This window comes from Fontibacillus phaseoli (assembly GCF_003337355.1).
GTDB lineage: Bacteria > Bacillota > Bacilli > Paenibacillales > Paenibacillaceae > Fontibacillus > Fontibacillus phaseoli.
This window is the reverse complement of record NZ_QPJW01000001.1, coordinates 676,410-702,416: the sequence shown is the minus strand read 5'-3', so window position 1 is coordinate 702,416 and position 26,007 is coordinate 676,410. Positions and strand designations below refer to the sequence as shown.

The 26,007-nt window shown below is 50.7% G+C and carries 25 protein-coding genes and 1 pseudogene; 7 read left to right on the top strand and 19 right to left on the bottom strand.

The features are described from left to right. Positions 1-159: 159 nt before the first annotated feature. The 4 genes from DFP94_RS03430 to DFP94_RS03415 all read right to left on the bottom strand — a co-directional run bounded on the left by DFP94_RS03430 (position 160) and on the right by DFP94_RS03415 (position 3,345). Entirely contained in the window at positions 160-1,128 is a 969-nt protein-coding gene (locus DFP94_RS03430; RefSeq protein WP_114495020.1) for a sugar phosphate isomerase/epimerase family protein, read from the bottom strand. Between the two features lie 62 nt (positions 1,129-1,190). Beyond that, positions 1,191-2,273 carry a Gfo/Idh/MocA family protein gene (locus DFP94_RS03425; protein WP_114495019.1) on the bottom strand — a complete coding sequence of 361 codons (1,083 nt, stop codon included), beginning with the start codon at positions 2,271-2,273 and terminating at the stop codon, positions 1,191-1,193. After that, on the bottom strand, positions 2,266-3,036 hold the full coding sequence (locus DFP94_RS03420; protein ID WP_114495018.1) for a sugar phosphate isomerase/epimerase family protein: 771 nt from the start codon (positions 3,034-3,036) through the stop codon (positions 2,266-2,268). Before DFP94_RS03420 ends, DFP94_RS03425 begins: the two co-directional genes overlap by 8 nt. A 96-nt stretch (positions 3,037-3,132) precedes the next feature. Further along, positions 3,133-3,345, bottom strand: coding sequence for a hypothetical protein (locus DFP94_RS03415; protein ID WP_114495017.1), 213 nt, complete (start codon positions 3,343-3,345; stop codon positions 3,133-3,135). 145 nt (positions 3,346-3,490) lie between these two features. Here DFP94_RS03415 and DFP94_RS03410 point away from each other — a divergent pair, with 145 nt between their 5' ends. After that, positions 3,491-4,312, top strand: a complete 822-nt coding sequence (locus DFP94_RS03410; RefSeq protein ID WP_114495016.1) for an AraC family transcriptional regulator — start codon at positions 3,491-3,493, stop codon at positions 4,310-4,312. Positions 4,313-4,403: 91 nt separating this feature from the next. Here DFP94_RS03410 and DFP94_RS03405 read toward each other — a convergent pair whose 3' ends face one another. Continuing rightward, positions 4,404-5,111 carry a TerC family protein gene (locus DFP94_RS03405; protein WP_114495015.1) on the bottom strand — a complete coding sequence of 236 codons (708 nt, stop codon included), beginning with the start codon at positions 5,109-5,111 and terminating at the stop codon, positions 4,404-4,406. A 366-nt stretch (positions 5,112-5,477) separates the two neighbouring features. Here DFP94_RS03405 and DFP94_RS25865 point away from each other — a divergent pair. Next, positions 5,478-5,969 (top strand): annotated as a pseudogene (locus tag DFP94_RS25865) (TVP38/TMEM64 family protein); the annotation flags it as partial. Positions 5,970-6,179: 210 nt separating this feature from the next. Further along, on the top strand, positions 6,180-7,148 hold the full coding sequence (gene msrB, locus DFP94_RS25860; protein WP_245954577.1) for a peptide-methionine (R)-S-oxide reductase MsrB: 969 nt from the start codon (positions 6,180-6,182) through the stop codon (positions 7,146-7,148). Positions 7,149-7,248: 100 nt separating this feature from the next. On the opposite strand, the gene DFP94_RS03395 is transcribed toward msrB, so the two are convergent. Next, positions 7,249-7,830: a CGNR zinc finger domain-containing protein gene (locus DFP94_RS03395; RefSeq protein WP_245954448.1), complete on the bottom strand. Its 582-nt coding sequence runs from the start codon at positions 7,828-7,830 to the stop codon at positions 7,249-7,251. Positions 7,831-7,973: 143 nt separating this feature from the next. Here DFP94_RS03395 and DFP94_RS03390 point away from each other — a divergent pair, with 143 nt between their 5' ends. Next, entirely contained in the window at positions 7,974-8,468 is a 495-nt protein-coding gene (locus DFP94_RS03390; protein ID WP_114495012.1) for a DinB family protein, read from the top strand. Positions 8,469-8,534: 66 nt separating this feature from the next. Next, positions 8,535-8,717: a DUF2188 domain-containing protein gene (locus DFP94_RS03385; protein ID WP_114495011.1), complete on the top strand. Its 183-nt coding sequence runs from the start codon at positions 8,535-8,537 to the stop codon at positions 8,715-8,717. A gap of 49 nt (positions 8,718-8,766) precedes the next feature. Here the strand turns inward: DFP94_RS03385 and DFP94_RS03380 are convergent, their stop codons facing one another. Beyond that, positions 8,767-9,429, bottom strand: a complete 663-nt coding sequence (locus DFP94_RS03380) for a YitT family protein (RefSeq protein ID WP_114495010.1) — start codon at positions 9,427-9,429, stop codon at positions 8,767-8,769. 452 nt (positions 9,430-9,881) lie between these two features. On the opposite strand from DFP94_RS03380, the gene hmpA reads away from it, so the two are divergent. Further along, positions 9,882-11,084, top strand: coding sequence for an NO-inducible flavohemoprotein (gene hmpA, locus DFP94_RS03375; RefSeq protein WP_114495009.1), 1,203 nt, complete (start codon positions 9,882-9,884; stop codon positions 11,082-11,084). 103 nt (positions 11,085-11,187) lie between these two features. On the opposite strand, the gene DFP94_RS03370 is transcribed toward hmpA, so the two are convergent. The 12 genes from DFP94_RS03370 to DFP94_RS03315 form a co-directional block, all read right to left on the bottom strand. After that, positions 11,188-11,685: a Crp/Fnr family transcriptional regulator gene (locus DFP94_RS03370; protein ID WP_114495008.1), complete on the bottom strand. Its 498-nt coding sequence runs from the start codon at positions 11,683-11,685 to the stop codon at positions 11,188-11,190. Between the two features lie 154 nt (positions 11,686-11,839). Next, positions 11,840-12,757 (bottom strand): hypothetical protein, encoded by a 918-nt coding sequence (locus tag DFP94_RS03365; RefSeq protein ID WP_114495007.1) that lies wholly within the window; start codon positions 12,755-12,757, stop codon positions 11,840-11,842. A gap of 26 nt (positions 12,758-12,783) precedes the next feature. Then, positions 12,784-14,148 carry a nucleotide sugar dehydrogenase gene (locus DFP94_RS03360; protein ID WP_114495006.1) on the bottom strand — a complete coding sequence of 455 codons (1,365 nt, stop codon included), beginning with the start codon at positions 14,146-14,148 and terminating at the stop codon, positions 12,784-12,786. Between the two features lie 45 nt (positions 14,149-14,193). After that, positions 14,194-15,003: a response regulator transcription factor gene (locus tag DFP94_RS03355; protein WP_114495005.1), complete on the bottom strand. Its 810-nt coding sequence runs from the start codon at positions 15,001-15,003 to the stop codon at positions 14,194-14,196. Positions 15,004-15,107: 104 nt separating this feature from the next. Continuing rightward, positions 15,108-16,484, bottom strand: coding sequence for a glycosyltransferase family 2 protein (locus DFP94_RS03350; protein ID WP_114495004.1), 1,377 nt, complete (start codon positions 16,482-16,484; stop codon positions 15,108-15,110). A 43-nt stretch (positions 16,485-16,527) separates the two neighbouring features. Further along, positions 16,528-17,718: a HEAT repeat domain-containing protein gene (locus tag DFP94_RS03345; RefSeq protein WP_114495003.1), complete on the bottom strand. Its 1,191-nt coding sequence runs from the start codon at positions 17,716-17,718 to the stop codon at positions 16,528-16,530. Between the two features lie 72 nt (positions 17,719-17,790). Next, entirely contained in the window at positions 17,791-20,010 is a 2,220-nt protein-coding gene (locus DFP94_RS03340; RefSeq protein ID WP_114495002.1) for a hypothetical protein, read from the bottom strand. 675 nt (positions 20,011-20,685) lie between these two features. Then, positions 20,686-21,183, bottom strand: coding sequence for a YhjD family protein (locus DFP94_RS03335; protein WP_114495001.1), 498 nt, complete (start codon positions 21,181-21,183; stop codon positions 20,686-20,688). Next, entirely contained in the window at positions 21,180-22,433 is a 1,254-nt protein-coding gene (locus tag DFP94_RS03330; protein WP_114495000.1) for a DNA polymerase IV, read from the bottom strand. The genes DFP94_RS03335 and DFP94_RS03330 overlap by 4 nt, the downstream gene beginning before the upstream one ends. Positions 22,434-22,784: 351 nt before the next feature. Then, entirely contained in the window at positions 22,785-23,531 is a 747-nt protein-coding gene (gene map, locus DFP94_RS03325; RefSeq protein ID WP_114494999.1) for a type I methionyl aminopeptidase, read from the bottom strand. A 49-nt stretch (positions 23,532-23,580) separates the two neighbouring features. Next, positions 23,581-24,393, bottom strand: a complete 813-nt coding sequence (locus tag DFP94_RS03320; RefSeq protein ID WP_114494998.1) for a TetR/AcrR family transcriptional regulator — start codon at positions 24,391-24,393, stop codon at positions 23,581-23,583. 636 nt (positions 24,394-25,029) lie between these two features. After that, positions 25,030-25,317 carry a stage VI sporulation protein F gene (locus DFP94_RS03315; RefSeq protein WP_114494997.1) on the bottom strand — a complete coding sequence of 96 codons (288 nt, stop codon included), beginning with the start codon at positions 25,315-25,317 and terminating at the stop codon, positions 25,030-25,032. 169 nt (positions 25,318-25,486) lie between these two features. Here DFP94_RS03315 and DFP94_RS03310 point away from each other — a divergent pair, with 169 nt between their 5' ends. Then, positions 25,487-25,984, top strand: a complete 498-nt coding sequence (locus tag DFP94_RS03310; RefSeq protein WP_114494996.1) for a hypothetical protein — start codon at positions 25,487-25,489, stop codon at positions 25,982-25,984. Positions 25,985-26,007 lie beyond the last annotated feature (23 nt).

Below are 26,007 nucleotides of genomic sequence, written 5' to 3'. Positions count from 1 at the left end.
CAATTAGTTAGTATGCTCCATGATAGCATATTTTTTTGGTTATGAACACTTCTGTTCCAATGGCAGATTACTTTAAATTATACAATAACCCCCTGATATGAAGAAGCGGCTGCCTCGGCGGCAGCCGCTAATGCTAAGTATATTTCGCTTCAGATCAACTTATACCCACCACATATCCGCAGCGGAATCTTCGATCAAAACCTGGTGCAGATTCCGTACCGCCTTGGTAAAACCTTCCTCCGTGGACATTAACCCGTCTTCATGCTCGATACTGACCACGTAATCATAGCCGTACAGGCGCAATGCGCTGATAATATCAGCCCAGGTTTTGAGGTCGTGGCCGTAACCTACCGTTCGGAACTGCCAAGCCCGGTCAAGCATCGCAGTATACGGCTGCATATCCGTAATTCCGTATCGGTTGACGTTTACCGGATCGATCGTCGTATCCTTGGCGTGAAAATGGTGAATCGCGCCCGCCCGGCCGAGAATGGAGATCGCCTGAACCGGGTCGATTCCCTGCCACCACATATGGCTCGGATCCAGGTTGGCCCCGATCACTTCACCGGCCGCTTCGCGCAAGCGAAGCAGTGTCGCGGGCGTATGCACGGAAAACCCGCCATGCAGCTCAAGTCCGACTTTCACATGATGATCAGCCGCATATTTGCCCCATTCCGTCCAATACGGAATGACTTTATTTTCCCATTGCCAGTCCAAAACTTCCTTAAAATCATTCGGCCACGGAGCCACCGGCCAGTTTGGATATTTCGCATCCTCATGGTCCCCCGGGCATCCCGAAAAAGTATTTACTACCGGCACTTCCAACAGCTCGGCCAATTGAACTGTCTTCACATAGACATCATGGAATTCCTTGGCGATTGCTTTTTGCGGATGAAGCGGGTTGCCGTGGCAGCTGAGCGCGCTTATTGTCAGCCCTCTTGATTCTACCGCTTTTTTGAAATGATCGCGGGCCGCTTTATTCTCCAGCAATTCATCGGGATTGCAGTGCGAGTTGCCGGGATGGCCGCCAGTCCCGATCTCTACCGCTTTTAAGCCTTGGGAAGCTACCAGGTCCAGCGCTTCCTCCAGAGGACGCCCTCCGAACAATACAAGAAAAACACCCAGTTTCATGTCCATACCTCCTGAAGTTAACTTTTACATTCTAATCTATTATATAGTACAAATTGCCGGTATTAAGCAAAATAAACGGTTTTACCTGTTTTGGCCGACTCGTAAATCGCTTCAAGGATTTCGGTCACGACGAGCGCCTGCTCCGGCTTCACGAGCGGTTCCTTGTCTTCAAGGACGGCTTCCACCCAAGCTTTGGCTTCGCGGACCGCATCGGTTTCCTGTTCGCCCTCGAAGAAGGCTACGCCGCCGGAGCCGAAGTCGACCTTTGTTTCATACAGCCGGCTCAGTTTTTCGCCATTCAGGCGCAGCCCGTCGTTCATGTCCGCTCCGCCTTCCGTACCGCACAGCAAAGTTCTGGCTTCGCCGAAGTCCAGGACGTTAAGCGCCCAGCTGGATTCCAGCGCGATCGTCGCACCGTTCTTCATGGTAATGAAACCGAAAGCGGAATCTTCCACCTTGAACTGCTCAGGATCCCACGGTCCGAATGCATTAGCCGCGTTGGCACGGCCGCCCAGCTTATGGAATACCGATCCGGTAACGCTTTTCGGCTCGTAGTTATCCATGAGCCATAGCGTCAGATCGAGCGCATGAGTTCCGATATCGATCAGCGGACCCCCGCCTTGCTTCTCTTCATCGAGAAACACGCCCCAGGTCGGAACCGCCCGGCGTCTCAGCGCCAGCGCCTTGCCGAAGTAAATGTCGCCAAGCTCGCCGTTTTCGCACAGCTGCTTCAAGTATAAGCTGTCACTGCGGAAGCGGTTCTGATAGGCGATGCTGAGCTTATTGCCGGTGCGCTTGGCGGCATCCAGCATTTGACGCGCCTGTTCGGCCGTTTTGGCCATCGGCTTCTCGCACATGACGTGTCTTCCGGATTCCAGGGAAGCGACGGTAATTTCGGCATGGGAGTCGTTCGGCGTGCAAACATGCACCACTTCAACGTCACTTTCCGCCAGTAGTTTGCGGAAATCGGTGTACACCTTTGCGCCTTCGGCTCCGTATTCCGCTGCTGCTTTGGCCGCGCGCTCTTCAACGATATCGCAGAAGGCGATCATTTCCACCTCAGGCTGTTTGGCGAGACTAGGCAGATGTTTTCCGTTAGCGATACCCCCGCAACCGATAATTGCTACTTTTAGTGTTTTAGACATTAATTTTACCTCCGTTTTTTGCATAATTGCGAATCCAGTCCATGCTAGTTGCGATGCTATCCAATGGTTCGTTAGCACAAAAATCCTGTTCCACTACTAGCCATTCCGTTCCATTGCCGATCGCGGCATCCGCAATCGCTTTTACGTCGACTTCTCCTTTGCCGAGTTCCACCGTTTCGGGCGATCCGTCGTTTTTGGTAACCATATCTTTCAAATGGAGCAGCGGAAGACGGTTGCGGTATTTGGAAATGTACTCCAGCGGATCCAATCCAGCAAAGTTAACCCAGCAGGAATCCAGCTCGACTTGGAGATACTCGGCAGGTACCCGCGAAAAAATCGCGTCAAGCACGGTTTCTTCCCCCAGCTTCTGGAGCAATTCGAATTCATGATTATGATAGCAAAGCATCATACCTTCCGCGGCAATGTGCTTGCCGATCACTTTCATATCCTCGATGACTTCGTCCCAACGCTCCCGGTGCGCTTCCTCCAAGTACGGAAGTACGAGATAGCGGTTGCCGATCGCCTTATTGAACGAAATTTCTTCTTCCAGCGCATCGCGGAGTCGGACATATGGAGTATGCGCCCCCAATGCGGTCAATCCGGTTTCACTCAAAATCTCCTTAATTTGCTCAGGCGTACGTCCGAAAAAACCGGCAAACTCCACGCCCTGATACCGGAGCTCGGCCACTTTGCGAAGCGTGCCTTCAAAGTCCCGTTCCATCGCATCCCGAACCGTATAAAGTTGCAAACCAACTTGTACCATTTAGAATCACCTCAAATTTTATTTGTACAAAATAAGCTCATGATAAGCCACCATTCCGTTCGCACGGTGCTCATGCCCAGCCGAGATTACCCTCGTTCATTCGGTTTGGACTTGATCACCGGCGGAAGTGTCTCCCACCTCTACTGTGAATACGTTTGCAATCCCGAATTCCTGGGCTCGCTCCTTCATCTTCTCCGGCAATAGATCCGCAAGGATACGAATTTCAATTACGTCGCTATTAACAAGATTCCTTAAATAATCGGGGCTGATATTGCCGCAACCGATAATTCCTACTTTCAATTTTGTCATTCTCATCACTCCTCCCGGAGCGATATTGGTGTATGTCGACTCTCCTACATGGTATTTCAAATTGAATTAATGTAAAATGAATAATATGATTGAAACATGAACAATCTGATCATTATTTTTAAAAAAGCACAGGAGTACGCCCTTTATGGATCATCTAAACCTGCAAATATTGCTAGCCGGTTATTCAGTGCACCGAAAGCCGTTCCACAGTTACCAGCCCGACGGACTGGATAGCCATCTGATTCGCCTCCAAACCGCTGGTCGTTGCCGCGCCCGTCTGTCCGGACGACTGGAGCTCTTGGAACCCGGGGATCTGCTGCTTGTTGAACCGGGTGAGTCTTATGAGCTCAAAATCGAAGCCGAGCCTACCCCGCTTGGCGAAACTGCGGTTAACAGCGGGGATTATCATATTTTTTTGGCCGGAGAATGGGTGGAAGCCTGGTGGAAGAAACATGTCCGTCCCAAAAAAATCAAAGTTCCGCTCTCCGAGGGCATTGTCGGCGCTTTTCGGCAGATTATGCTCGAACAGCAGCGGATTTCCAATCCGAGTCCTGAAATTGCGGAATACTACCTGAAGATCCTTTGCATGGATATCGACCGGAATCTGCTGCAGCAACCGTTGCCTGCCTTCCCAACCTATCTTGCCCATCGCATCAAAACTTATATCGAGGAAAACGCTGCCTCTTCGTTCAAGCTGGAAGACGCCGCCTCCCACGTCGGAGTCAGCGTTTCGCGCGCGGTTCATCTGTTCAAAGAAGCTTTTGATACCAGCATTATTCAATACACGCTTGAGGTCAGGCTAAATATGGCCCGCGAACGGATCATTTTTAGTCCTCTGACGTTGGAGCATGTTGCCGAAAGTTCCGGGTTTCCGAGTTACAATTACTTCCACAGGGTGTTTCGCAAGCGATATGGCATGTCGCCGAAACAGTTTCGCCAAACAGCCCGAAACACGGAAGTAACCTGAGCTAGATTTTTCAAGCCATATTTAAATCAACGTAAAACGCCGCTATATCCATCCTTTAAGGGGGATACAGCGGCGTTAACCTTTAGCTCTCTTATGTCGGCTGATTGCCATGCTTCAGCGTCTGTTCGATCTTGCGTTTACGTTCTTTTTTCTTTTTCATTTGCGTACCGATGGCAACCACTGCAATAATCGCGATGATTTCAAATCCGTACTTAATGATGCCATTTGCGAACCAGTCATGGATCAGCGGTTCCTCGACCAGCATTTTCGCTGCGGTCCAAGCAAGCACGCCCGCTCCAATCGTAATGACGATTGGAAACCGTTCCGTAAGCTTCAGAATCATTGTGCTTCCCCAAACCATAATCGGCACGGAAACGGCAAGCCCGATAACAACGAGCAGGAAATCCCCATGCGCGGCACCGGCCACAGCCAAGACATTGTCCAGCCCCATCATCGTGTCGGCGATAATAATCGTGCGGATAGCGGCCCACATCTGGTTCCCCGCATTAATGTCATGACTTTTCTCATCGATAAGCAGCTTGTAAGCGATCCAGATTAGCGCGAGGCCCCCCACGAGACGAAGACCCGGAATGGTGAGCAGTTGCAGCACCAGCAGCGTCATAATGACACGAACGATAATTGCTCCGAGGGTCCCCCACAATATAACTTTTTTCTGATCCGCCTTTTGCACGTTTCTCGCCGCAAGTCCGATTACGATAGCATTATCCCCGGCAAGTACGAGATCGATCAGAATAATGGACAACAAGGCGCCCCAAAATTCCACGCTAAAAAAATCCATGTTCTCTCCCCTTTCTGTCCTATACATACTTTGGTTTTTGGCGCAAAAAAAAAATACGCCATTGCTCATATTGGGCTTTGGCGTATTTCCGCATCAAAAAGACCTTTACCCAATAATCGCCGGGCAAAGGTCTCGCTAACAACTCAAGGTTGCCGATAAAGCCGGGGTATGATCCCGTAATGACGACTTTATCGTATCTAGCTACTCCCCTTTGGGAACCATGCATGTTTAATTTGAGGTTATTATAGCATGAACCAACCGATAACGCTAGATTTTTCATAGGGTCTTTTAATGAGGGGGAATGCTTATGAGAGACTCGTTTCTTGTATTTATTTGGTATGATAAGGAGAACGGAAAGGAGTCATCATGAAAAAATGGACAGCCCTTGCGGTTTATGCCGCAGCTTTTGTCATAGCCTACATATACAGGGATGCGCTGATGGAATGGATTACCGGCGATCCCCCCGTTTGGAGCCTGCTTGCACTTTCTACCCTGCTGGCCGTCTTCCCTCTGATGCCCTATCGGATCGTCATTGCTGCGGCAGGGTATGTAATGGGCGCTTTAGGCGGCGGCATCGTTACCTTGATCGGCTCCACTCTTGCCGGAACCTTATTCTACTGGGGTTCCGCGTATGTGTTACGCGACTCCGCACGAAACTGGGCCGCCCGGTTCAAGCCGTTGGAGCAGGTAACTCATGCGATACACCAACGCCCTTTTGCAGCGATCGTCGTTTGCAAACTGATCCCTGTACTGCCGCAGACTCCGGTCAATATTTATGCGGGGGCTTACGGCATTCCCTTTTTTGTCTACCTCTCGGCTTCCGTCATCGGCAAGTTGCCCAGTGTTTTTTTGTATGCCTTTTTGGGCGCTTCCCTGATGAGCAGTCCATGGACAGCTTTAGCAATAACCGCACTTTACGGGCTGTTTCTGTTGCTCGTTTTGTGGGTTTACAAAAAGAAGAGGCGCGGAAAGCAGGCCCCCGGTTTTGGCTTTCGCGAGAAAAGCGATATAATGGAAGCCGGAATAACACCTGCAGTACTATCCGCAAATCGAAACGGAGGGATCAGCATGAATTCATTGCAGGCTACGGGCCTGGAACTTGCCACCTTTGCCGGAGGCTGTTTCTGGTGCATGGTGTCACCTTTTGAAGAACTCCCCGGGATCCATGGGATAACCTCGGGCTATACCGGCGGAATAACGGATAATCCGACTTACGAGCAAGTATGCACCGGAGGGACCGGACATTATGAAGCCGTGCAAATCACCTTTGACCCGGCGCTCTTCCCTTACGGAAAGCTGTTGGAGCTATTCTGGCAGCAAATCGATCCGACCGATGAGGGCGGACAATTCCATGACCGGGGCGAATCCTACCGGACGGCCGTCTTTTATCATAATGAACAACAGCGGGTAGAAGCGGAGCAGTCAAAGAAAGAACTGGCGGAAAGTGGCCGGTTCGACAAACCGATCGCTACGCAAATTTTACCCGCAGCCCGGTTTTATGTAGCTGAAGAATACCATCAGGGATACCATAAAAAGAACCCCGGCCATTACAAGCGCTACCGCAAAGGCTCGGGCCGGGAAGACTTCATCGAGCGCCACTGGTCCGGTCCGGTCAATCCGGAAGAACTCAAAATAAAACTGACGCCGATTCAGTATGAAGTCACACAGAACAGCGCTACCGAGCGCCCGTTCACCGGCGAATACTGGGATCATACGGGGGACGGTATCTATGTTGACATCGTATCGGGGGAGCCGCTGTTCAGCTCACGCGACAAATACGACGCCGGCTGCGGCTGGCCGAGCTTTACCCGCCCCCTGCGCGATTACAACATCAAGGAAAAAACCGATTCCAGCCATTTCATGATCCGTACGGAAGTCCGCAGCCGGGAAGGCAATTCCCATCTGGGCCATGTGTTCGACGATGGACCCGAACCTACCGGACTCCGCTACTGCATAAACTCCGCCGCTCTTCGCTTCGTGCCGAAAGAAGACCTGGAGAAAAAAGGCTACGGCGAGTACAAATATTTGTTCCAATAAGACTCACAGCGTTCAAGCTATCGATGGATATAAAAATGCGCCGCTGCCGGCATAATTTGCGGCAGCGGCGCATTTTCTTTACTTATGGAGATCCTTATGCCTACTTGTCCTCTTTGGAATCCGGTGCCCGGTTCTGTTCCTGCTTCTTTTTCGCCCGGAAACGACGTACCTTCATCAGATTACCGCACATTTTATCATCGCAATATTTCTTGGTCCGGTTACGGGTATCATCATAGAAAACCCATCTGCAATCGGGATTGTCGCAGATGCGGATCCGGCCGCGTTCCCCGTCGATAAGACTCCGCAAAAAACCGGCTGCCACTTCCGCCATCACCTGCTGCCAGTCCTCCCGAACCGGAACGAAACCGATGCCAAGCTCTCCCGCTTCCATCTTCACCATCCGCTTCACGGGTCCCAAATCCAGGATACGATTAAGATCCTCCACATCCTCTGCGGTTATTACACCGCCGGCGACACAACGAACCGACATGTCATGCAAGCGGCTCCGAAACTCCCGCATGACGCCGACCGTTTCTTCATCAACCGGCACTTGCGCCTTCAATTGCCATTGATTTAAATAGTAGGTTTGCCATTTTTCTTGGCCGAGCCGGTCTTCGGAGTACCCGCTTCCCTTCCAGTCATGCCACTCGCTATTCAAAAAATCGCTCCACAGCGTCTCCACGTCCACTACCTCCAAAAATACATGCATGTAACTATCTATACATAAAATAAGTGGTTACAACCCAACCTTCGTTGTGCTACAATCACATTGTAACCTCTAAAAGAAGTTTTAACCAGTTACCATCTACCAAAGGAGATGAAAAAATGGAAATCAATTCTGTGGATTTGCTGGCAATTCAAAAAGATAATACTTGGGATCGCGAAGAATGGATTGTTCCCCTTTCCATAGCACTTCAAAGTGTTACCGCCGAACAAGCCGAATGGACTCCTCCCGGCGGAGGCAATTCGATCCGTGAAACCGTGAACCATATCAATTACTATAACAAGCGGATTCTCAACCGGCTTAAAAATCTTCCCTCCGTTCCGGGAGTTCAGACCAATGAAGAGACGTTTTCCAATCTGGAGCATCCTGCGGGCGCCGAAGGCTGGATTGCGACCCTGGCCGAAACGGAACGGACCGCGTACGAGCTTCGCCAAGCCGTTTCCGGACTGAAGGATAGCGATTTGCAGGCTCCTTATTCGGACAAATCCGGCGAGGTAAAGCTCGGCGAGGAATTGTCTCGCTGGCTGCTGCATGACGCCTATCATGCCGGACAGATTGTGCTGATCCGCAAACAACAGGGTTCATGGCGATCCTAGACAAAAGTTTCTTGGCTCCAAATCGGGGTAATGACAAGATATAATCACAGCAAGGAGGATACCGTCATGCCCTGGAATAAAAATGATTACCCGCCGTCCATGAAGAACCTGGAACCCCGGGTCCGGAATAAGGCGGTTGAAATCGCCAATGCCCTGCTCGACGATGGCTACGAGGAAGGGCGCGCCATTGCCATCGGCACGGCTAAGGCGGAGGAATGGGACAAGAACCATCCGAAAGACAGAGATTAACTAAATCGATGAAGCGCTTATCTCCACAACAAAAAAAACAGCTCAAGCCTCAGGCTCGAGCTGTTTTCTTTTTCATCCCGTAAGCAACCTTGCGTGGTGCCACTTCTCTCCGGCCGTAAGTAACGGTCCAGGTAATCATTTTCCCGGCGATCAACACCGCCATAATGGTAAACAACGTTTCTTTCAGAGGCAAATAAAGCAATGAGACCATCAGTACGACCGCATCCATCATGATGAACACCGTTCCGATTTTAATGCCGGACCACTGATTTATCATCATCGACAAAATATCATCTCCGCCTGTCGCTCCACCCGTCCGGATGACGAGACCCGCCCCGAATCCGGTAAGCAGTCCCGACAACAGTGCCGCAAGCGGCAGATTGGCGCCCAGATTCATCGACAGCGGCGAGAACTGCTCGCACAATTCGTAAAATACCGAGAACGCCATCGAAGCAACCAGCGTATTCACAATAAACTTTCGGCCTTTCAAAAATAGGGCCAAGATAAAAATCGGAACATCGAGCACGATCATCGAAAGCGCCGGCGGCAAATCAAACAAATATTTGCCCAGGAGCGCTAGCCCCACAAAACCGCCTTCCGACAATCCATTCTGAAAATTGATGTGATAATACGTAAATGCCAATAAAAATGAACCGAACAACATCGTCAATAATTGCCTGCCGTCAACTTTCCAATCTGTCTTCTTCCTCATTAGGAATCCCTCTTATCGTAGTTTTGTTGACCTTACGGCCATCATTCCCTACGTAAAAGAAGAAAGTCCTTGAGGGCTTCATCCTTCGCATGCTAGCACGCTTCTTTCGTAGGGTTGTTGGCCATAAACCGACGCTCCACGAAATAAGCTAAGTGTAAGAGAGATCACAACGTTTCCAAATCGTCCTTTGGGGATTCGTCCTTCGGGGACACATGGTATCCTGATCCTTTCTGTTTTTGTCTATTCTTATTATAACACAGAACGAATAATGACTAAACAGCTTGGAACTGCAAATAATAAATTGTCGGCAAAATTGTGATATTTCTCATTGCAATAAAACTATAGTTCACAATTCAGAGGATTTCGGTGTGACGTTGGTCACAATTACGGCGAATTACAGCCGCCTATACTGGTTAAGTAATCGATTATTTCGAAGAAAGAAGGTATCGATCATGTTAGACGCAAAGACGATTGAAGTGATCAAATCAACAGTTCCCGTACTTGAAGTGCATGGACAAACCATTACAAAACAATTCTATCAAATGATGTTTAGAAACCACCCTGAATTGCTTAATATTTTTAACCACGCCAACCAGCGGCAAGGCAAACAGCCGGCGGCATTGGCCAATGCGGTTTACGCCGCGGCCGCCCATATCGACCGTTTGGAAGAAATTTTGCCGGTCGTCAAAGGCATCGCCCAAAAGCACCGCGCGCTCGGGATTTTGCCGGAGCATTATCCGATCGTCGGCGAAAATCTATTGGCGGCGATCAAAACCGTGCTCGGAGAAGCCGCAACCGATGAAATTATCGATGCATGGGCCCAGGCTTATGGCGTTATTGCGGATGTATTTATTAGCGTGGAAGCGGAGATGTATCAGGAAGCCGAGCAGCAAAAGGGCGGATGGCGCGGTTTCCGCCGTTTCAAGGTCGAGCGCAAAGTCAAAGAGAGCGATGTCATTACGTCCTTCTATTTGAAACCGGAAGATGGCGGCGAGATCGCCTCCTACAAGCCTGGACAATACATTACCGTTCGCGTCAAACCGGCAGGCCAGGAATTTACCCATCTCCGCCATTACAGTTTATCGGCTGCCCCAGGTCGTCCCTATTACCGGATTACCGTGAAGCGGGAAGACGCCATAAATGACAACCCGGCAGGAGTAGTATCTTCTTATTTGCACCGGGAGATCGATGAAGGGGATATCCTTGAAATCAGCGCGCCGGCGGGCGATTTCACCCTGGATCAAAGCAAACAAAATCCGATAGTCCTGCTTAGTGGAGGTGTGGGTCTTACTCCGATGGTCAGCATGCTGGAAACGCTCCTGGAAGGCGATACCAACCGCGATGTCGTGTATATTCATGCCGCACGCTGCGGAAGCCACCACGCCATGAAGGAGCATATCGATCAGCTTACGCGCGATCATGGCGGCAGACTTCGCTCCTACCATGTCTACGAATCGCCGGCTGCCGGAGAAAGCTGCGACAAGACCGGCTTCATCGACCTTCCTTGGCTTAAATCAGTGACTCTTCCGGAAGCCGAATTCTATTTCTGCGGTCCTTTGCCGTTCATGCGGGCTATCAACGGGGCGATTAAAGAATTGGGCGTACCGGAAGACCGCATTCATTTTGAATTTTTCGGCCCTGCGGACAGTTTGTAAGACGGTTTACAATTAAAAAACCTCATCGCACGGCCTGATTTAAATAAAGAACCCCCGAACATTCCGCAACAACGAATGCGGAACCGTTTGGGGGTTCTATTCCTTAGTGATGGCGCAGCAAGCGATTGACCGTTTCTCGGCGGACGCCGATCAACTGACCGATTTCTTCCTGGGTCAAATATTCCGTCAAGGGCAATCCATGCGCATGCTGGCCCAGCCATTTCGTCAGCAGTTCCAACCGTTCCGCAGGAGTGCCGACCGTCAAATGATCCAGCCGTTCCTGCATGAACCGTACTTTCTCCTGCAGCAGTCTCGCTACTTCCAGCGGCTTCTTCGGGTCTTCCTGCAACTCCCGGTACCACTCTTGCGCAGGAATACTCTCTACTTCGCTGCGCACCAGTGCGATCGCCGTACCGTGCGTCTCCTTTGGTGATATCAAGGAATGGTGAGGAACCGTCTCGCCGGGGTACAAAATATTAAATAATACCATATTTCCATTCTCATGCAGTCGGGTTACTTTAAATAGGCCGCTCTTAATATGATACAAGAACTTGCCGTCGTCTCCCTGACGGAACAGAATTTCTCCTTTGTGCAATATCATTCTATCGCTCCATTCCCCATGTACACTACACTGTTACCTATCATTATAGCAAAAAAAGAAGCTAACTTCTAAATCAGCTTTAAATAACGGGCCCAGCCTTACAATATAAAGAAATACCCCTGGACTCTCCTGCCCGGGGGTATTTCAGCTGTGCTTATTTTTTTAGCGACTGTTCCCACTGACTCAGCTTGTCACGCCACGGCTCATAGCTGTGGATCGCGATGCCGGCAAAGGAAGAATGCCCCTTGACCAGCCTTACGAGCTTATTCATTTCCCCGGTCAAAATATGAAATGATTTGCCGTGAAAAGACACGCCGGGGCCTTCCTTGCTCTTGCCTAATTCTACGCCGACCCAAACGTCCTTGTTCTGACGATCCCCTTCCTCCAGGGTTGCCTTGGCCGCCGTATAAATTCTGCCCGCTTCATCGCGGTATGCCATGATGGCGACATAATCGAATTTATCGACCATCCACCGGTTCAGCGGAATTTTCTTGTCCGCGCCGGGATAGTCGATGCCGTCCAGCCAGAAAGGAACCGCGGCGCCAACCTCGATACCGCCGTCTTTTCCCGCCTCGATCCAACTATGGATGTTCTCTACCCACTCTTTGACTATAGAAGCCTGGCGCTTCTCCCAATCATCGAGCAAATAAGGCTCCACGTCGAATTGGACTCCGCTGAATTTTTCCTCCGGCTGAGATTCTGCATTGTATTTTTCAACCCAATCGAGAAAGTCGCCGGCTTCCTGCCGGTGTTCGCGCAGCGCCCATTCCGGCTTTCCGTTTAACGCATGCACCTCAATGCCCGAGGAGGAAGCGGTCCGGACAAAATTCCGGTAGCTGTCCTCCTTTACGTCTCCGCCGATTTGCAAAAAGATGATCTTCACTCTCTGCTTTTTGGCAAAAGCAACGATATCTTCACTGTGCTGCTGGATCAACTTCGTATTCCAAAGCCAGGTTGCCTTGGCTTCGGAGGAGGAAGGACGGATGACGAGAAGCAGAAGAAACAGAGCTATTCCCCCACACAGGATGAAGAGCTGCTTCTTGCGCCCAACCCGAATATTCCAGATCTTCATTCGTCGCCTCCCATTCTTTCGGATTGTTAGCCTACGATCAGAGCCTCGTCCTGCTGTTCCACATGCTGTACCGAATGGCCGATCTTGTAAATATGCGGCTGCCGGAAATCCCGGAACGCATTGCGCGTATCGACGATCGGCACGCCTAAATGGGCGATGGCTCCGTAGTCGAGATTGCTGTGATTCGTCACGAGCACAATGCAGTCATACGATTTGAATTTGTCCAAATCGTACTCCATGCTTTGCACGGTAACTCCATTTTTATCGCGGAAACTCGTTGCGTAAGGATCATAGTATTCCACGGCTGCGCCGCTGTCTTTGTAAAGCTCATACACTTCCAGAGCCGGCGATTCGCGCAGATCGCCGATATCCGGTTTATAGGCCATGCCCAAAATAAGAATATTGGATTTCTTAATCGACTTGGCATATTCGTTCAAAATTTTGGAGGTTTTGTTGACTACATAGTAAGGCATGTTATCGTTCGTCGATTGCGCCAACTCGATAAACTGGCTGTAAAAACGAAAGCCTTTTGCTTTCCAGGACAAGTACATCGGATCCAGCGGGATGCAGTGTCCGCCGATTCCCGGTCCCGGATAAAACGGCATGAAACCAAACGGTTTCGTTTTCGCCGCATCAATGACTTCCCAGATGTCGATGCCCATCCGGTCGCACATCATTGCCATTTCATTAATAAAAGCGATATTGACGCTGCGGAACGTATTTTCCAGCAATTTGGACATTTCCGCTACCTTCGGAGTGCTGACCGGAACGACAGTCTCGACATATTTGCTATAAAGAGCATTGCCGAGGGCCAGGCAGGATTCCGTTGTTCCCCCGATCACTTTCGGCGTATTGAACGTATTGAATTTAGTGTTTGAAGGATCAACCCGTTCCGGGGAGAAGCAGAGGAAGAAGTCTTCCCCGACGGTATGGCCGAGGCGCTCCAGTTCCTGCTGGATCAACTCTTCCGTCGTTCCCGGGTAAGTCGTGCTCTCCAGAGTAATCAGGATTCCTTTTTTCATATAGCGTTTAATCTGCTCCACAACGGTTACGATGTAGGAAGTATCCGGATCCTGATTCTCGCTTAGCGGGGTCGGAACACAGATGCTGATCGCGTCAATCTCACGCAAGGAAGCATAGTCCGTCGTTGGCTTGAACCGCCCGGAACTCATTACTTCGGCCAAGGTTTCGTTAGAAATATCGTGAATATAGGAATCGCCGCGTTGAATCCTGTCAATTTTAGAAACATCGAGATCGATACCCACGACCTTAAATCCCTGTTTCACCATCTCCACGGCCAGCGGCAGGCCTACATATCCAAGGCCAACCACTCCCAACACTGCGTTTTTCGATTCGATGGCTTCTAGTAAAGTCCGATATTGTTTATTCACTGCTCCAACCTCCGTTTATCTGTATGGGTGTATTTTTTATCGAAATTAGTGAATGCAACGACGGATCCGGGCATCCAGTTCGACCGGCGAAAACGGCTTGGTAATGTAATCGTCAACTCCGTTTTGGAAGCACAGGCTGATCGTCTGCTCCACCCGTTGCTCCGTTAAAACTACGATTTTCGGGACCTCGTCAACATCAAGCCGTTGAATATGATGAATATAAGGAAGGCCGTCAATGCCATACAGATTTAGTTCCGTAAGCACCAGATCAGGTTTCCAGGATTCAATCAATTCCAGGGCGGAGAGTCCGTTGTCGGCCACCGTCGTTTCATAGCCTTGCATTTGCAGGCGGATTTCCAAAAACTCGCGTACCGTAGCATCCCCTTCGACGATCAGGATACGGCTCCGCGAAGTCTGAATGTCGTCTTTTGAAAAAATATGAATTTCGCCGGACGCCTGGTGGTTAACGGAATCCTCCATCTTTATGAGCACCTGCTGCGTAAGCTCTTCCTGCCCCTGAAAACTGGCGAGAGTCATCCGCGGATCAAAATCGGCGACGATTTCCTGCAGCCGCTGTTTTAGCAGCAGCCCTTGAAAATGAACGGCATCCAGACTTTGGCCCGGCAGAAGAACGAACAGGCTTCCCGGTTCTTCCCCGCTCCAAATTTTAAAAGTTAACCCCGGTTGGGATTCCAAGATGCCACGCACTTGCGTTTCCAAATAGGATGGTCCACCTGCACAAGAAATGAACAGAACCCCGCTGGTTTCAAATGTCGTTTCCTTCACGCTTTGCTCAATATCCAGATATACGCTGGACTGTTCCCGCTGACTTTGCAATGTCGTATTTGGCATCATTTATCCCGCCTTCCTCAATTATGGTTTAAAATTTATTCGGCCCTGGGCTTGGCCGTACTTCCTTGCCTATCAACTCCCTTCCCGTCAGCAAATCGAGAATCGGGCTAAGCCGATTTAGCGTTGCCGCTTTTCTCTTGCCAACTTTGCCGGGTCATCGTTCCCCAGGAGTTGTTGTTGCGCAAATATTGAATATGCCCCTGAATGCGCCATAGCCCGCCAAGTTGGGCATATCCGAAAAACTTAAACGCGGAATAGAACATCATGCGGGTCAGATCTGATATTTTGCTGAACCGTTTGAACGCGATCTCTTCCAGAAGCAGCGCCCCGATGCTAAGCAAATAACCGCTGAGGAAATTGATCAGCCAGAATACCACCAGCACCTGCCAATGGGTCATATCGAGCATTGTATATCCAATCAGGGCGAGTAGCCCTGTAATTTTAAAGTAAGGGTTCAGCGCCTCAAAAATAATGTTGTAAGGCATCGTGAGCATCCCCATCACTTTGTACTTCGGATTAAAAGCCATGTCGTAATTCTCGATCATATTCTTCAGATTTCCGCGGCCCCAGCGTTTACGCTGGTTGGAAAGAATGCGGTACGAATCCGGCGCTTGCGTCCAGCATACCGCTTCCGGACAAAATGCGATCCGGTACTTTAGCTTGTTCTCCAGCATATAGCGGTGCAGCTTGATGATGATGTTCATATCTTCGCCGGGGTAACCTCCCCGGTAACCGCCGACCGCGATCACGTAGTCTTTGCGGAACAAGCCGAAGGCACCCGAAACGATGATCAACCCGTTGATCGAACTCCAGCCGATCCGTCCGCCAAGGAATGCCTTAAGATACTCTACAGCCTGAAACATCGGCCACATTTTGCGCGGCAGCGATATTTCCTTGACCGCACCGTTTTCGATGACGCAGCCATTGGCAATCCGCACGTCTCCGCCGATCGCGACGGTTTCTTCCGGATTTTCCATGTACATGCGGGCCATTCGGATCAATGCGTCCTTCTCCAGCAACGAATCCGCATCGATTGAAGAAATGAGCGGATAATGCGACAGGTTGATTCCCGCATTCAACGAATCCGCCTTACCGCCGTTCGGTTTATCAATTACATACAGATGCGGATACTGAGGATTGTAGTAAACCGAATTAATCGGCTGGCAGTCGATCGAGTTTCTCATTTCCGGATTCGGCAACGGTTCCAGTCCGAATTCCCTTCGGAGTACGCCAAGCGTATCGTCGCTCGAGCCATCATTGATCACGATGACCTCATAGGTCGGATAATTCAGCGTCAGCAAACATTTTACGTTCTCGATGACCGTCACTTCCTCGTTGTATGCCGGAACCAGCAGCGAGATCGACGGGACAAGTTCCGAACCGGACAGCGTGTTGAACTTGGAGTAAGCGGCCCGGCGGAAAATCGTCAAAATATTGCGGAATGAAAACGTCATAATCGAAAAATAAATTACATTTACGCTCATTACATAGTAAGTCGCAAACAGGCCGTAAATGAGTAAAATATCCCTAAGCAGTGTAATCCCCTCCGACCGCTGCGACCTGTCGAACCGGCTTGCTTTCGGAAACTCCGAAATACCGCTCGTACAGGAGCTTCTTTTTGTTGTAGGCCACCATCTGGTCGAGCTTTTGGTGTTCGCTTTCCTCGAGCATCGTCTTCTCGATATGGTGCAGGGCGGTTTCCCGCTCGATCCCGGACCCGTGCTTGGCCACCTGGCACAGCACTTCAAACCCCGTGTCACCCAGCTTCGCCAGACTTTCGGCGCTATTATTTCGCACCCGCCAGTTCTGGTCTTTCAAGGCTGTGCGCAGCAGCGGGATGCTGCCAGCCGCATGCATATTCCCCAACGTTTTGGCCACCTCCGCCCGAATTTCAGAGTCCGGATTAGCCATCAATTCGGCGATCGTTTCATCCTTCAGCACGGGATTGGAACTTAAATACAGCTTCACGGCTTCCGCCCGTACATCTTCTTCCGCGCCGACCAGCCGGTCGAGCGCAGGAACGACCTCGGGCACCGCCTGACCCCACATGGCGACGAGCGCCACCTTCACGAAGTCCGGATTCTCGTCTTCCAGCAATTTCAGCAGCAAGCGGCTTGCATCCAGTCCCGTCTCCATAACGATATCGGCGGCCATATTGTGAATAGGCTTGCCGTGCCGGAGCAGATGATGTAGCATTTCCTTGAGCTGATCTCCGCGTTCCGCGCTCTTGGCGATAGCGCGGGCGATGACGATCGTCAGCGGACTGTACTTCTGCTTCTCCATCATCAGCAGCATTCTCGGCACGGCTTCCGCCGCCCGCATGCCGCCGAGGCGGTACGCCGCCGAAATCCGCCGGCCGTAGAACAAGCTGTCCAATAATTTAATGTCGTCACGCACAAAGCCCGCGTCATGACAGAGCTTGACCAGCTTGTCGCGAAGATCGCCCTTGAATTGTTCGATCCATTCAATCAGTTTCTGCTGAATCACCCGCCGTTCCAGTTTCGTCAGTTTACCCGGCGGCAACTGCAATTCAGCGGCTCCGTTCAAATGCGTCTGGACAAATATGAAATAGTTCTGATGTTTTTGTAGATACATCTGTGTCTTCTTCGCGATGCCGAGCGCCCTGATTCTAAACCAGAACAGCAGCAGCATCCCTGCCCCAATCAATCCGAGGCAAATGTAAATAAAATAAATTGCCACGGTAAGATGCGAGTCCATAAAGAAAATTTCCTCCTCCCTGATACTTGCACAAAAGCGTCCCATTTTCGGACAAGATTACCGCGAGCGGATCTATCTACGATCCGGCAAGCTTGCATAGTAATCCTTCAAAGCATAGTAGCCCGCCTTCAGGTGCTCGGTATACTTGACGGTCTCCCATGGGGACCAGGTGTATTTCGGCTGGGTTGCCAGATCCAGCGTCCCGGTGTCGCCGGGCCAGGATACTTCGCCGCTGCCGCGCTCGACCATCCAGGGAACAAATGTGATTCCCGACGTTTTTTCGGTGGTGAAGCTGCGGTCCTTTTTCAACGGTCCGTAATCGATCACCTGCAGCGAACTAGGATCGGCAAATCCCAGCAGCATCCATGGAATGCGTAGCTCTACCTCATTGCCGCTGTATTGCCATGAAGTCAGCGAGTTGAAATTCTCGCTTTCGCGGTCCGATGTCCCCCGTACCAGTTTTCCGACCGTCATATCTTTAAACGGTTGGGCAAACCGGGTATCCGGCGGCGTCATCGTCAAGCTGACAGCCAGCTTCCACGGTTGAAACTGAACCTTCTGCTCCTCGGTTTGCTCGTCAAGCATCCAGTATCCGTACTGACCGTACAGGCGGCGGTGAAAATCATACGTAGGGGCCGCTTTAACCTGAGTCTCCTCGTCGCTGCCGATCACGATCAGATTTTCCAGGCCGTCGCTCAGCGTCTTGCCGGGAAGCTCGGTCTTGGGCTGATCTCCGCCGGACAGAATATCGCTGCCAAGATAGAGTTCCCGCTTGGCCGGATCGAACGGCTCATCCAGCGTGAGCCCCACATAAACGTAAGCTTCGTCATGCGTGACGCGCAGACGCTTCATTCCGGGCGAAGGATTATCCCACGACTTCACTTCTCCTTCGGCCAAAGCATCCCAATCCTCCAGCTTGCCGTCGATCGTAATTTGATCTTCCTTGCCCGGACCCATGGAGAGAATGCCGAACAGCTTCTCGTTCGTCAGCACGTTCAGCCAGTAGGAACGGCGATCTTCCGGAATCTCGAAGCGCATCGTATTCCACGTCTTCTTGAACCATTCATCCTGCCACATGAACAGGATCGCTCCCGCGTAGCCTTCGTCATAGATGTCCCGGGTGAGCGATACATCGATCTCCCCTTGTTCCTGCTCGCTGTGTCCGCCCTGGTTGCGGCCGCCTCGGCCGAGGTGGGATACGCCGAGTGAAGAAGGAACCCCGTATTCCGTCACCATGACCGGAATATCTTTGTAATAAGCCTTCAGCTTTTTCAAGTAAGCTTTGTACGTGTTGTAATCGTTATTCCCGTCCGGGATACTTTCCAGCGTTTTGTCCAGATGAAAGAAATCCGGATAATAAGGATACACATGATACGCGGCAAAATACCCAGCCTCCCAGTCCACCGGCTCGATATGGGTGGCATCGACGCTCGCCATATCTTCTTCGAAGAGCGGTTCGCCGGGATGCTCCAACACGTCGGTGGTCACCCAGTTCGTAAATGTGATTGGATGCTCCCAGCCGTAGGCTCGTTCCTGTGTTGCCGTCTGGTCGACCAGCTCCGCAAGCCAGCTCTCGAACGGACTCGCTTCCGCGGTAGCAGCAAAGTGTTTGCCTTGATATGGCTCCGTTCCCGCATGCACCTTGTTCGTGTTGTCTACCATTTCTGGGTCCCATTCGGTGCCGATGTGCCAGCCCATCAGGTAAGGTCCCGCGTTGGCGGTATATTTCCCTCCCGATTCTCCTTGAACGGCTCCGGCCTTCAAATCGCCGTACACCGCTTTAACCGCTTTTTCAATCTCCTTGTGGAATTTTTGTTTAATTCCCGGATTGTACGCATCCTTCAGTTCAATCAACTGTTCCTCGGGAGACCAGATTCCTTGCATGAAATACAGCGGGTCTTCTCCCTTATCCCGATTGTATTTAACCAGCGACTTATAAAATACCGGATTGTGCACCGTGTAAATACGAATCACGTTGGCTCCCATCTCGTCGATCTGTTTAAACCAGCGTACATAATCGTCTTCCGTAAGCGGAAACTCCCCCGGGAAATGTCCGGGAACCGTCGCGCCCAGGTTTACTCCTTTTACGAACATCTCGTTCCAGACCCCGTCACCCTCATATTCCATGAACCGGTCGCCCGAGGTTTGGAATTTGATCTCTGCGCCATCGGAGGTCGCGAAGCTAATGTGGGACGGAGGCAGAATCAAGGTTACGAGAAAAACGCCTCCGGCGATCAGGGCTGCTCCGAGTCCAATCCAAATAGCCAGTTTTTTTCGCGCTAATGTTGTCATCGGTATTTAATTTTTTCACCTCGCTAATCTTTTTGTATGCAGGCGATCATCAGTACGGCCCCTCACACCTCCACTCCTCAAATTACTTCTATCATTAACCAAGCGAACCTATAATGTAACTAGGCTAATGGAAGTGTTTTGTTTCTGGGTCCTTTCCAGGACCTGTCAGTATTATCGGGTCCATTTCCCATAATAAGGAAAAATAATGCCTGCCCCGCCATTTCCTCGTTTTCATGAAAAAAACCTGTGAAAACCCATACATTCCGTGAGAGGTTTCCACAGATTGTTTTCATGGGAAGCGGCGTTTGCGCCCTATTGCCCTTATTAGACGCACGAGGGAATTCGAAGTTTCGCTCTTTTTTTACACCCTTTTCCATAAAGGTTACAAAATTGATACCAAAGTCATGTTAGAAAATCGCTTAACGGCGCAGTTTTTCGCTGATTTGGATATTACATCCAATATGACAAAAAACATACTGTGGTCCCAGACTAGGCCCATTGGTTACTTGCTGGAGTGTTGCTCCTTCGATGGATGGTGGCTTTTTGGCCCAAATTGGCGACTAATTCCCCAAATCGGGAGGGCTAATCTTCCACTTTCCGGCTTGTTTTCCGTCCCTTTTTTGAGTCACGACCCCGCATTGCAAAAAAAAGAACAGCCATTAAGCTGTTCCCCGGTCAGGATTTGTCTCTCATTTCGGTTTCTTTGGCGTGTTCTTTGAGCAACACTCCCAGTTCGGACATATACTTTGTCAGCCGCAGACTGATCTCTGATCGCATCACGTCTCGGGTCATGCCGAACCGTTCCTCGTATCCCCGGCAATAATAACGATAATAGACTACGAGATCCGCTTGCTCCTCGCTGAGGATTTTAATGCTCCGCTGTTTTAGTTCGCGTCGCAGCTTGTAGGAGTCCCTGATGATCCGATTCAGAACGTATTGGCTCACCATGAGATGCAGGCGTTTGAGAATATTGCTGGAGTACTCGATGTCGGAAATGCTCTTTTGAACCATTTTTTCCATATGCGGCAACAAAATATAGTCCCGGAGTAGGCTGCGTTCCTCCGAAGTAATGATCCTGCTCTCATTGAAGCGGTGCTGCTCCTCGTATTTCTCGGCATGCTCCGTCAGCAGCATTTTGGATTTCCAACGGTCGTTTCCGTCAAGCTTGCTCATTTGTAGTGCCCCCCGATTTGCCCGGCTCTTTCCCGCGCAACGCCGGCTTCCATCAATGAAGAAGCGTGGATGATGGCGTCGCTCCCGTACCGGTCTTTAATGCTGTCGATGGCCCGTTCTTTATCGTAAGCGCGGGATCGATTGTCAAACAGAGTAAGCTGGATCATGCTGTCGTCGGTCAACTGGGCCAAGGAGACGGTCAAGCGGCTGACAGGCAGTCCGCCCCAATATTTCTTGAACAGATTCTGTACGGCGGAGGCCACCTCATGGGTCAGGGCCGTCGGTTCCGGCAGCGTGATCTGCCGGCTGAAGGAAGAAGAACGCGTCCCGTCCGTTTCCGCCGCCGAAACGGCAACGACCGAACCGAGGAAATGATGGCGCCTTGTGCGCCGGCATACCTCCACCACCAGCTCGAGCAGAACGATTTCGATGTCCTGGAGCCTTTGATACAGCTTCCAGCGAAGCGCCTTGCCATGACTGACCGATTTCAATTGATGACGGATGCCGGACACGACGGGACTTGGATCGATCCCGCGCGCGGTTTGCCAGTAATACTCTGCCTGAATATCGCTCTGTTTGCCCATTTCCTGCCGCATCCGCCGCTTGAACTCGGGAAGCTCCAGGCGCGCGATATCTCCGATGCAAGATAGGCCCATCCGGGTAAAATGACGGGTCATCGCGGAAGCGACCATAAACATTTGGTGCACGGGAAGCTTCCACAGCGTGGGCTCCAGATTCCCGAAAGAAAGCTCAAATATGCCTTCGGGCATTTTTTTGGCATAATTATCGGTCGCCATTTTGGCCAGCACCTTTGTAGGGCCGATTCCCACTCTCGTCCAGACACCCGTCGACAAAAGAACATGGTTCTGAATCCTTTTGGCCATTTCATACGGGGAACCGAAATAAGCCTGCGAACCCGTAACATCCAAAAATTGCTCGTCGATGCTAAAAGGCTCTACAAGGTCGGTGTAAGATTCGAAAATTTCCGTAATCAAGAGCGAAATCTGGATATAAGTGCGCATTCTGGGCCGGATGACAATCAGCTCCGGGCATTTGGCCAGCGCTTCCCCGACCCGCGAGGCGGTTGTCACGCCTCGGGATTTGGCGATGGGACACGCCGCCAGAACAATACCGTTCATCCTTGCAGGGTCTCCTACAGCCACAGGCTTATCGCAATACTCAGGGTGGGCAGCCTTCTCCACCGAGGCATAAAAAGATTGTCCATCGATTAAAAAAATCCGTTTCGACATAGGTGACCCCTCCATAAAACCTTATCCTAAAAAGAAGCATACTCAGATCTCTTTATGCTCCTGCAGCTATACCCCCTAGCCCCTGTTTTGTGCAAGCCAAAAAGGTTCCTAGAATGATGCGCATCCTAGTATTAGGTTGATTCTTAGCGAAACCGCCATTTCGTAAAAGGAGCAACCGGTTGGAGATAAAACATAGAACGTTTGTTCTTATTATATTCATAATACGAACAAATATTCGCTTTGACAACAGGTTAATGCTGGATAATGAAAAATTGCTGGCGGAAAAAGGAGTCCATGCAAAAAAACGGTCAAGGCTTTCGTCTCGACCGTTTGCAAAATTCAGTTTGGCTCTTACTGGGCCGTCAAGATGAGCGGTCCATCCGTCGTCAACGCGATCGTATGTTCGAACTGGGCCGACAGCTTGCCGTCCGCCGTTCTGGCCGTCCAACCGTCCTCGTCGATAGAAATGCGGAAGGTGCCCTCGTTGATCATCGGCTCAATCGTAAACACCATGCCTTCCTTCAGCCGAATTCCTTTTCCGGCCACGCCGATGTGCTCATAGCTCGGTTCCTCATGCAGCGTTCTGCCGATCCCGTGCGCGAGAAGATCCCGAACGACGGAGTAACCGTTGGATTCCGCATGCTTCTGAACCGCCGAAGTGATATCTCCGAGCCGATTACCCGGAACCGCTTGGGAGATGCCGAGCTCCAAGCATTCCTTCGTGACTTTAAGCAATTTTTCCACGGCAGGACCGGGGCTCCCTATTGTGTAACACCAGCAGGAATCACCGAACCATCCGCCGTATTCTACAACGATATCCAGCTTAAGCAGATCGCCGTCCTGCAGCGGTTTGGAAGACGGAAAACCATGCGCCACCACATCATTGACCGAAGCGCAAGTTTCGGCAGGAAATCCGTTATATCCTTTGGTAAACTGTTTCCCGCCCAATTTGACGATATGCTTGGCGACAAAATTGTTAATTTCCAGCGTGCTGATGCCCGGCTGAACCAATTTGGCAACCTCACGATGACAGTCGGCAACGATCTGGTTTGCCGCCTTCATTTCTTCAATTTCTCTGGGTGATTTCAAAATAATCATCTATGCTTCGCTCCACTCTATATCAAATCCTGCCGGCAAACCGGCCTTGCTAAAACAAAAACCGTACGATTTGCCCGGCTTCACTACGCAGCGTTCCGCGCCGGATGGACGACAACGCGCACCCCGTCAATGCCGCGAGCAGCCATTCCGCCTGACGTCCGGGCCCGGGAACCGGCGCAGTTCCGGAATGGCTAGAGGCGCCGGGTGGCCTAACTCGGCCGGGTTGTTCGGATGGCCCGGGTGGGCCGGACCTCCCGCTTCCTCCGTTGCTGGCTACGCTGATCAGACGGGACAGCGGGAGGAGTATCTGCTCGCGATAAGCGGCCGTAAGCCGGGCCGCTTGCTCCTCGGGCAGCGCCCGAAATTGATCGCCGCCGAGTTGGCAGGCCAAATAGAAGGCGTGGTCGTCCCCCCAGGACTCCAACAGCCTTACGGCCAGCGCCCGCAGATCATCCTGATCCTGCGGTGGCCCCGACCCGGTTTTTGCCGCAGCAACAACTCGCGCTTCGGTAGCCACGGCGGAAACCGCCGCGATGCCGCCGCCGTTTCCGGAAGTTCCGGCCGGGAACGCTGGAGTACCACTCGCTCCCACTGCATCTGCAGGGACCGCCACCACAGGAGACGAAAGCCGCAAAATTTCCTCAGCCCGGTTCATCGCTTGCGCCAGCAGATCATGCAGCACATCGGCTTTGTTTTTATAGTAATGATACACGGTCCCATAGCCCAGACCAGCTTCGGCGGCTACGTCCCGAATTTCCATCAGCATGCCTTTATCCAGGTACACATCCGCTGCAACCTTTAAAATTTGGGCCATTCGCCGGATACGAATTTGTTCATTCTGCTCTTTTGTCCGCGGAGTCATACTCTGCCTCCCAGTCTGCATTTTGTTTTGACCTACTGCCATGTCAATTTAAAAATACAACAGTATTCCCTTAAATGCAAGCCGAATTTGGCCCGGAATTATTAACTCAACGTAAAACAGGCATATCTCCGAGGGTAAGATCCATTATGGCCTCAAGATTTTACACGAATTATTACTCCCCTTAATCTCAATTTTACATCCATTGTACCTTTACATTTCTTTAACAATATTCCTTAGAAAGATGCACCCATCTCATAAAGAGCACGGGTCAGGTTTATCGCAACACAGGTAAAAACTCAGGTACAGCACAGATACAACATAGGTACAAGTCGCTCTAAAGTCCCGCAAAAAAATTTTACTGGAAAATCTGCTGCTAATTTCACGCAAATAGCCGAATTTGGCCAACTAACTGGAGAACATGAGGTTATTTGGAAGTAAACCCGGCCTTCTCGCACAAATCGAGCAAATTAATGCACTTTTTCCAGCTATACCTTTCCCAGACTCTGTTGGCGCGAAATTAGATGCATAAAATCCATTTAGAATCTCTTATCAATGAAAATCAGCCGGAGTTATCCGGCTGACCGATTTTGCCCGGAGTGCATCGGCAATGAATGGCAAGTTTCCGTTCCGTTTACGTTAACGAAACATTCCCCACAGCTTGATTAAGTGAAGCGTGCTCTTCGGATCGATTTTTTGGGCGATGACAAACTGAACGATCTGCTCTTCCTGTACCCCGGTCAACCGTTCATTCAGCAATGAAGCCGCCGATTTAACAAGCCGACGTACCTTCATGCGATCCTGAAGATCGGATTTGGTCAACCCCTCCACCAGTTTTTTTACGCGCTCCTTGGTAGCCGGATTTTTCATTTTTAATTTAATCCGCTCCACCAACTGCGGACTGATTCCAAATTGATGATAACTCAAAGACGCCCACACCTCCCGTTCTTTAGGCCTTCTCTCTAATGTATGAGCGGGAGTCCGTCCATAGTGCAAAAAAACAACACCCTTTCTCCAAAATCCGCCTGCGGCCAAACGGAACAATTCAAGGGATTGATCCGTCAAGAGGTAAAGACAACAGAAAAGGGGGACGCCCATGAGAAAAAAGAGGTTGATTTCATGGATAGTATTGGCTATATTAACGTGTGCATTCACATTCTACGCTGGTTATGTCATTGGCAGCCGTAACCACGATTCGGAAGGCCCATCGGCCTTTCATCAGGCACTGCGTTCAAAATGGGTGAAGGAAGAAAAGCCGCCTTTGCCAACAATTACGATTCAAGGTATTCCCATAGAGGTGGCCAGAGGAGGCTATAGCTGGTGCTCGCCTACATCAAGTAACGAAAGCCGTTGCGTAAGCGTAGATGCTTCTATCCCGGAACTGACAGCCACCGTCGTTCCCGCCGGTTCGGAGATCAAAACAGAGGCTCCGCAGGGAATCAAGGAATTCACGATAACAAACACAAGCAATGATAGTAACGATGACCCGTATTTCGTCCCTAAAACTAAAGGGAAATACTTGTACAACATTCATTGCGAATGGTTTCTGGATCAAGGTCAAGCCGAATACTATTTCCTCGTTGAGGTCCTATAGCATAGCGCAAAAAAATGGCAGCC

Bases quoted from the DNA above. Each gene is read 5' to 3' on its own strand.
- DFP94_RS03430 (WP_114495020.1), bottom strand. From the start codon at position 1,128: ATGAAACTGGGTGTTTTTCTTGTATTGTTCGGAGGGCGTCCTCTGGAG.
- DFP94_RS03425 (WP_114495019.1), bottom strand. From the start codon at position 2,273: ATGTCTAAAACACTAAAAGTAGCAATTATCGGTTGCGGGGGTATCGCT.
- DFP94_RS03420 (WP_114495018.1), bottom strand. From the start codon at position 3,036: ATGGTACAAGTTGGTTTGCAACTTTATACGGTTCGGGATGCGATGGAA.
- DFP94_RS03415 (WP_114495017.1), bottom strand. From the start codon at position 3,345: ATGACAAAATTGAAAGTAGGAATTATCGGTTGCGGCAATATCAGCCCC.
- DFP94_RS03410 (WP_114495016.1), top strand. From the start codon at position 3,491: ATGGATCATCTAAACCTGCAAATATTGCTAGCCGGTTATTCAGTGCAC.
- DFP94_RS03405 (WP_114495015.1), bottom strand. From the start codon at position 5,111: ATGGATTTTTTTAGCGTGGAATTTTGGGGCGCCTTGTTGTCCATTATT.
- msrB (WP_245954577.1), top strand. From the start codon at position 6,180: ATGAATTCATTGCAGGCTACGGGCCTGGAACTTGCCACCTTTGCCGGA.
- DFP94_RS03390 (WP_114495012.1), top strand. From the start codon at position 7,974: ATGGAAATCAATTCTGTGGATTTGCTGGCAATTCAAAAAGATAATACT.
- DFP94_RS03385 (WP_114495011.1), top strand. From the start codon at position 8,535: ATGCCCTGGAATAAAAATGATTACCCGCCGTCCATGAAGAACCTGGAA.
- DFP94_RS03380 (WP_114495010.1), bottom strand. From the start codon at position 9,429: ATGAGGAAGAAGACAGATTGGAAAGTTGACGGCAGGCAATTATTGACG.
- hmpA (WP_114495009.1), top strand. From the start codon at position 9,882: ATGTTAGACGCAAAGACGATTGAAGTGATCAAATCAACAGTTCCCGTA.
- DFP94_RS03370 (WP_114495008.1), bottom strand. From the start codon at position 11,685: ATGATATTGCACAAAGGAGAAATTCTGTTCCGTCAGGGAGACGACGGC.
- DFP94_RS03365 (WP_114495007.1), bottom strand. From the start codon at position 12,757: ATGAAGATCTGGAATATTCGGGTTGGGCGCAAGAAGCAGCTCTTCATC.
- DFP94_RS03355 (WP_114495005.1), bottom strand. From the start codon at position 15,003: ATGATGCCAAATACGACATTGCAAAGTCAGCGGGAACAGTCCAGCGTA.
- DFP94_RS03350 (WP_114495004.1), bottom strand. From the start codon at position 16,484: ATGAGCGTAAATGTAATTTATTTTTCGATTATGACGTTTTCATTCCGC.
- DFP94_RS03345 (WP_114495003.1), bottom strand. From the start codon at position 17,718: ATGGACTCGCATCTTACCGTGGCAATTTATTTTATTTACATTTGCCTC.
- DFP94_RS03340 (WP_114495002.1), bottom strand. From the start codon at position 20,010: ATGACAACATTAGCGCGAAAAAAACTGGCTATTTGGATTGGACTCGGA.
- DFP94_RS03335 (WP_114495001.1), bottom strand. From the start codon at position 21,183: ATGAGCAAGCTTGACGGAAACGACCGTTGGAAATCCAAAATGCTGCTG.
- DFP94_RS03330 (WP_114495000.1), bottom strand. From the start codon at position 22,433: ATGTCGAAACGGATTTTTTTAATCGATGGACAATCTTTTTATGCCTCG.
- map (WP_114494999.1), bottom strand. From the start codon at position 23,531: ATGATTATTTTGAAATCACCCAGAGAAATTGAAGAAATGAAGGCGGCA.
- DFP94_RS03320 (WP_114494998.1), bottom strand. From the start codon at position 24,393: ATGACTCCGCGGACAAAAGAGCAGAATGAACAAATTCGTATCCGGCGA.
- DFP94_RS03310 (WP_114494996.1), top strand. From the start codon at position 25,487: ATGAGAAAAAAGAGGTTGATTTCATGGATAGTATTGGCTATATTAACG.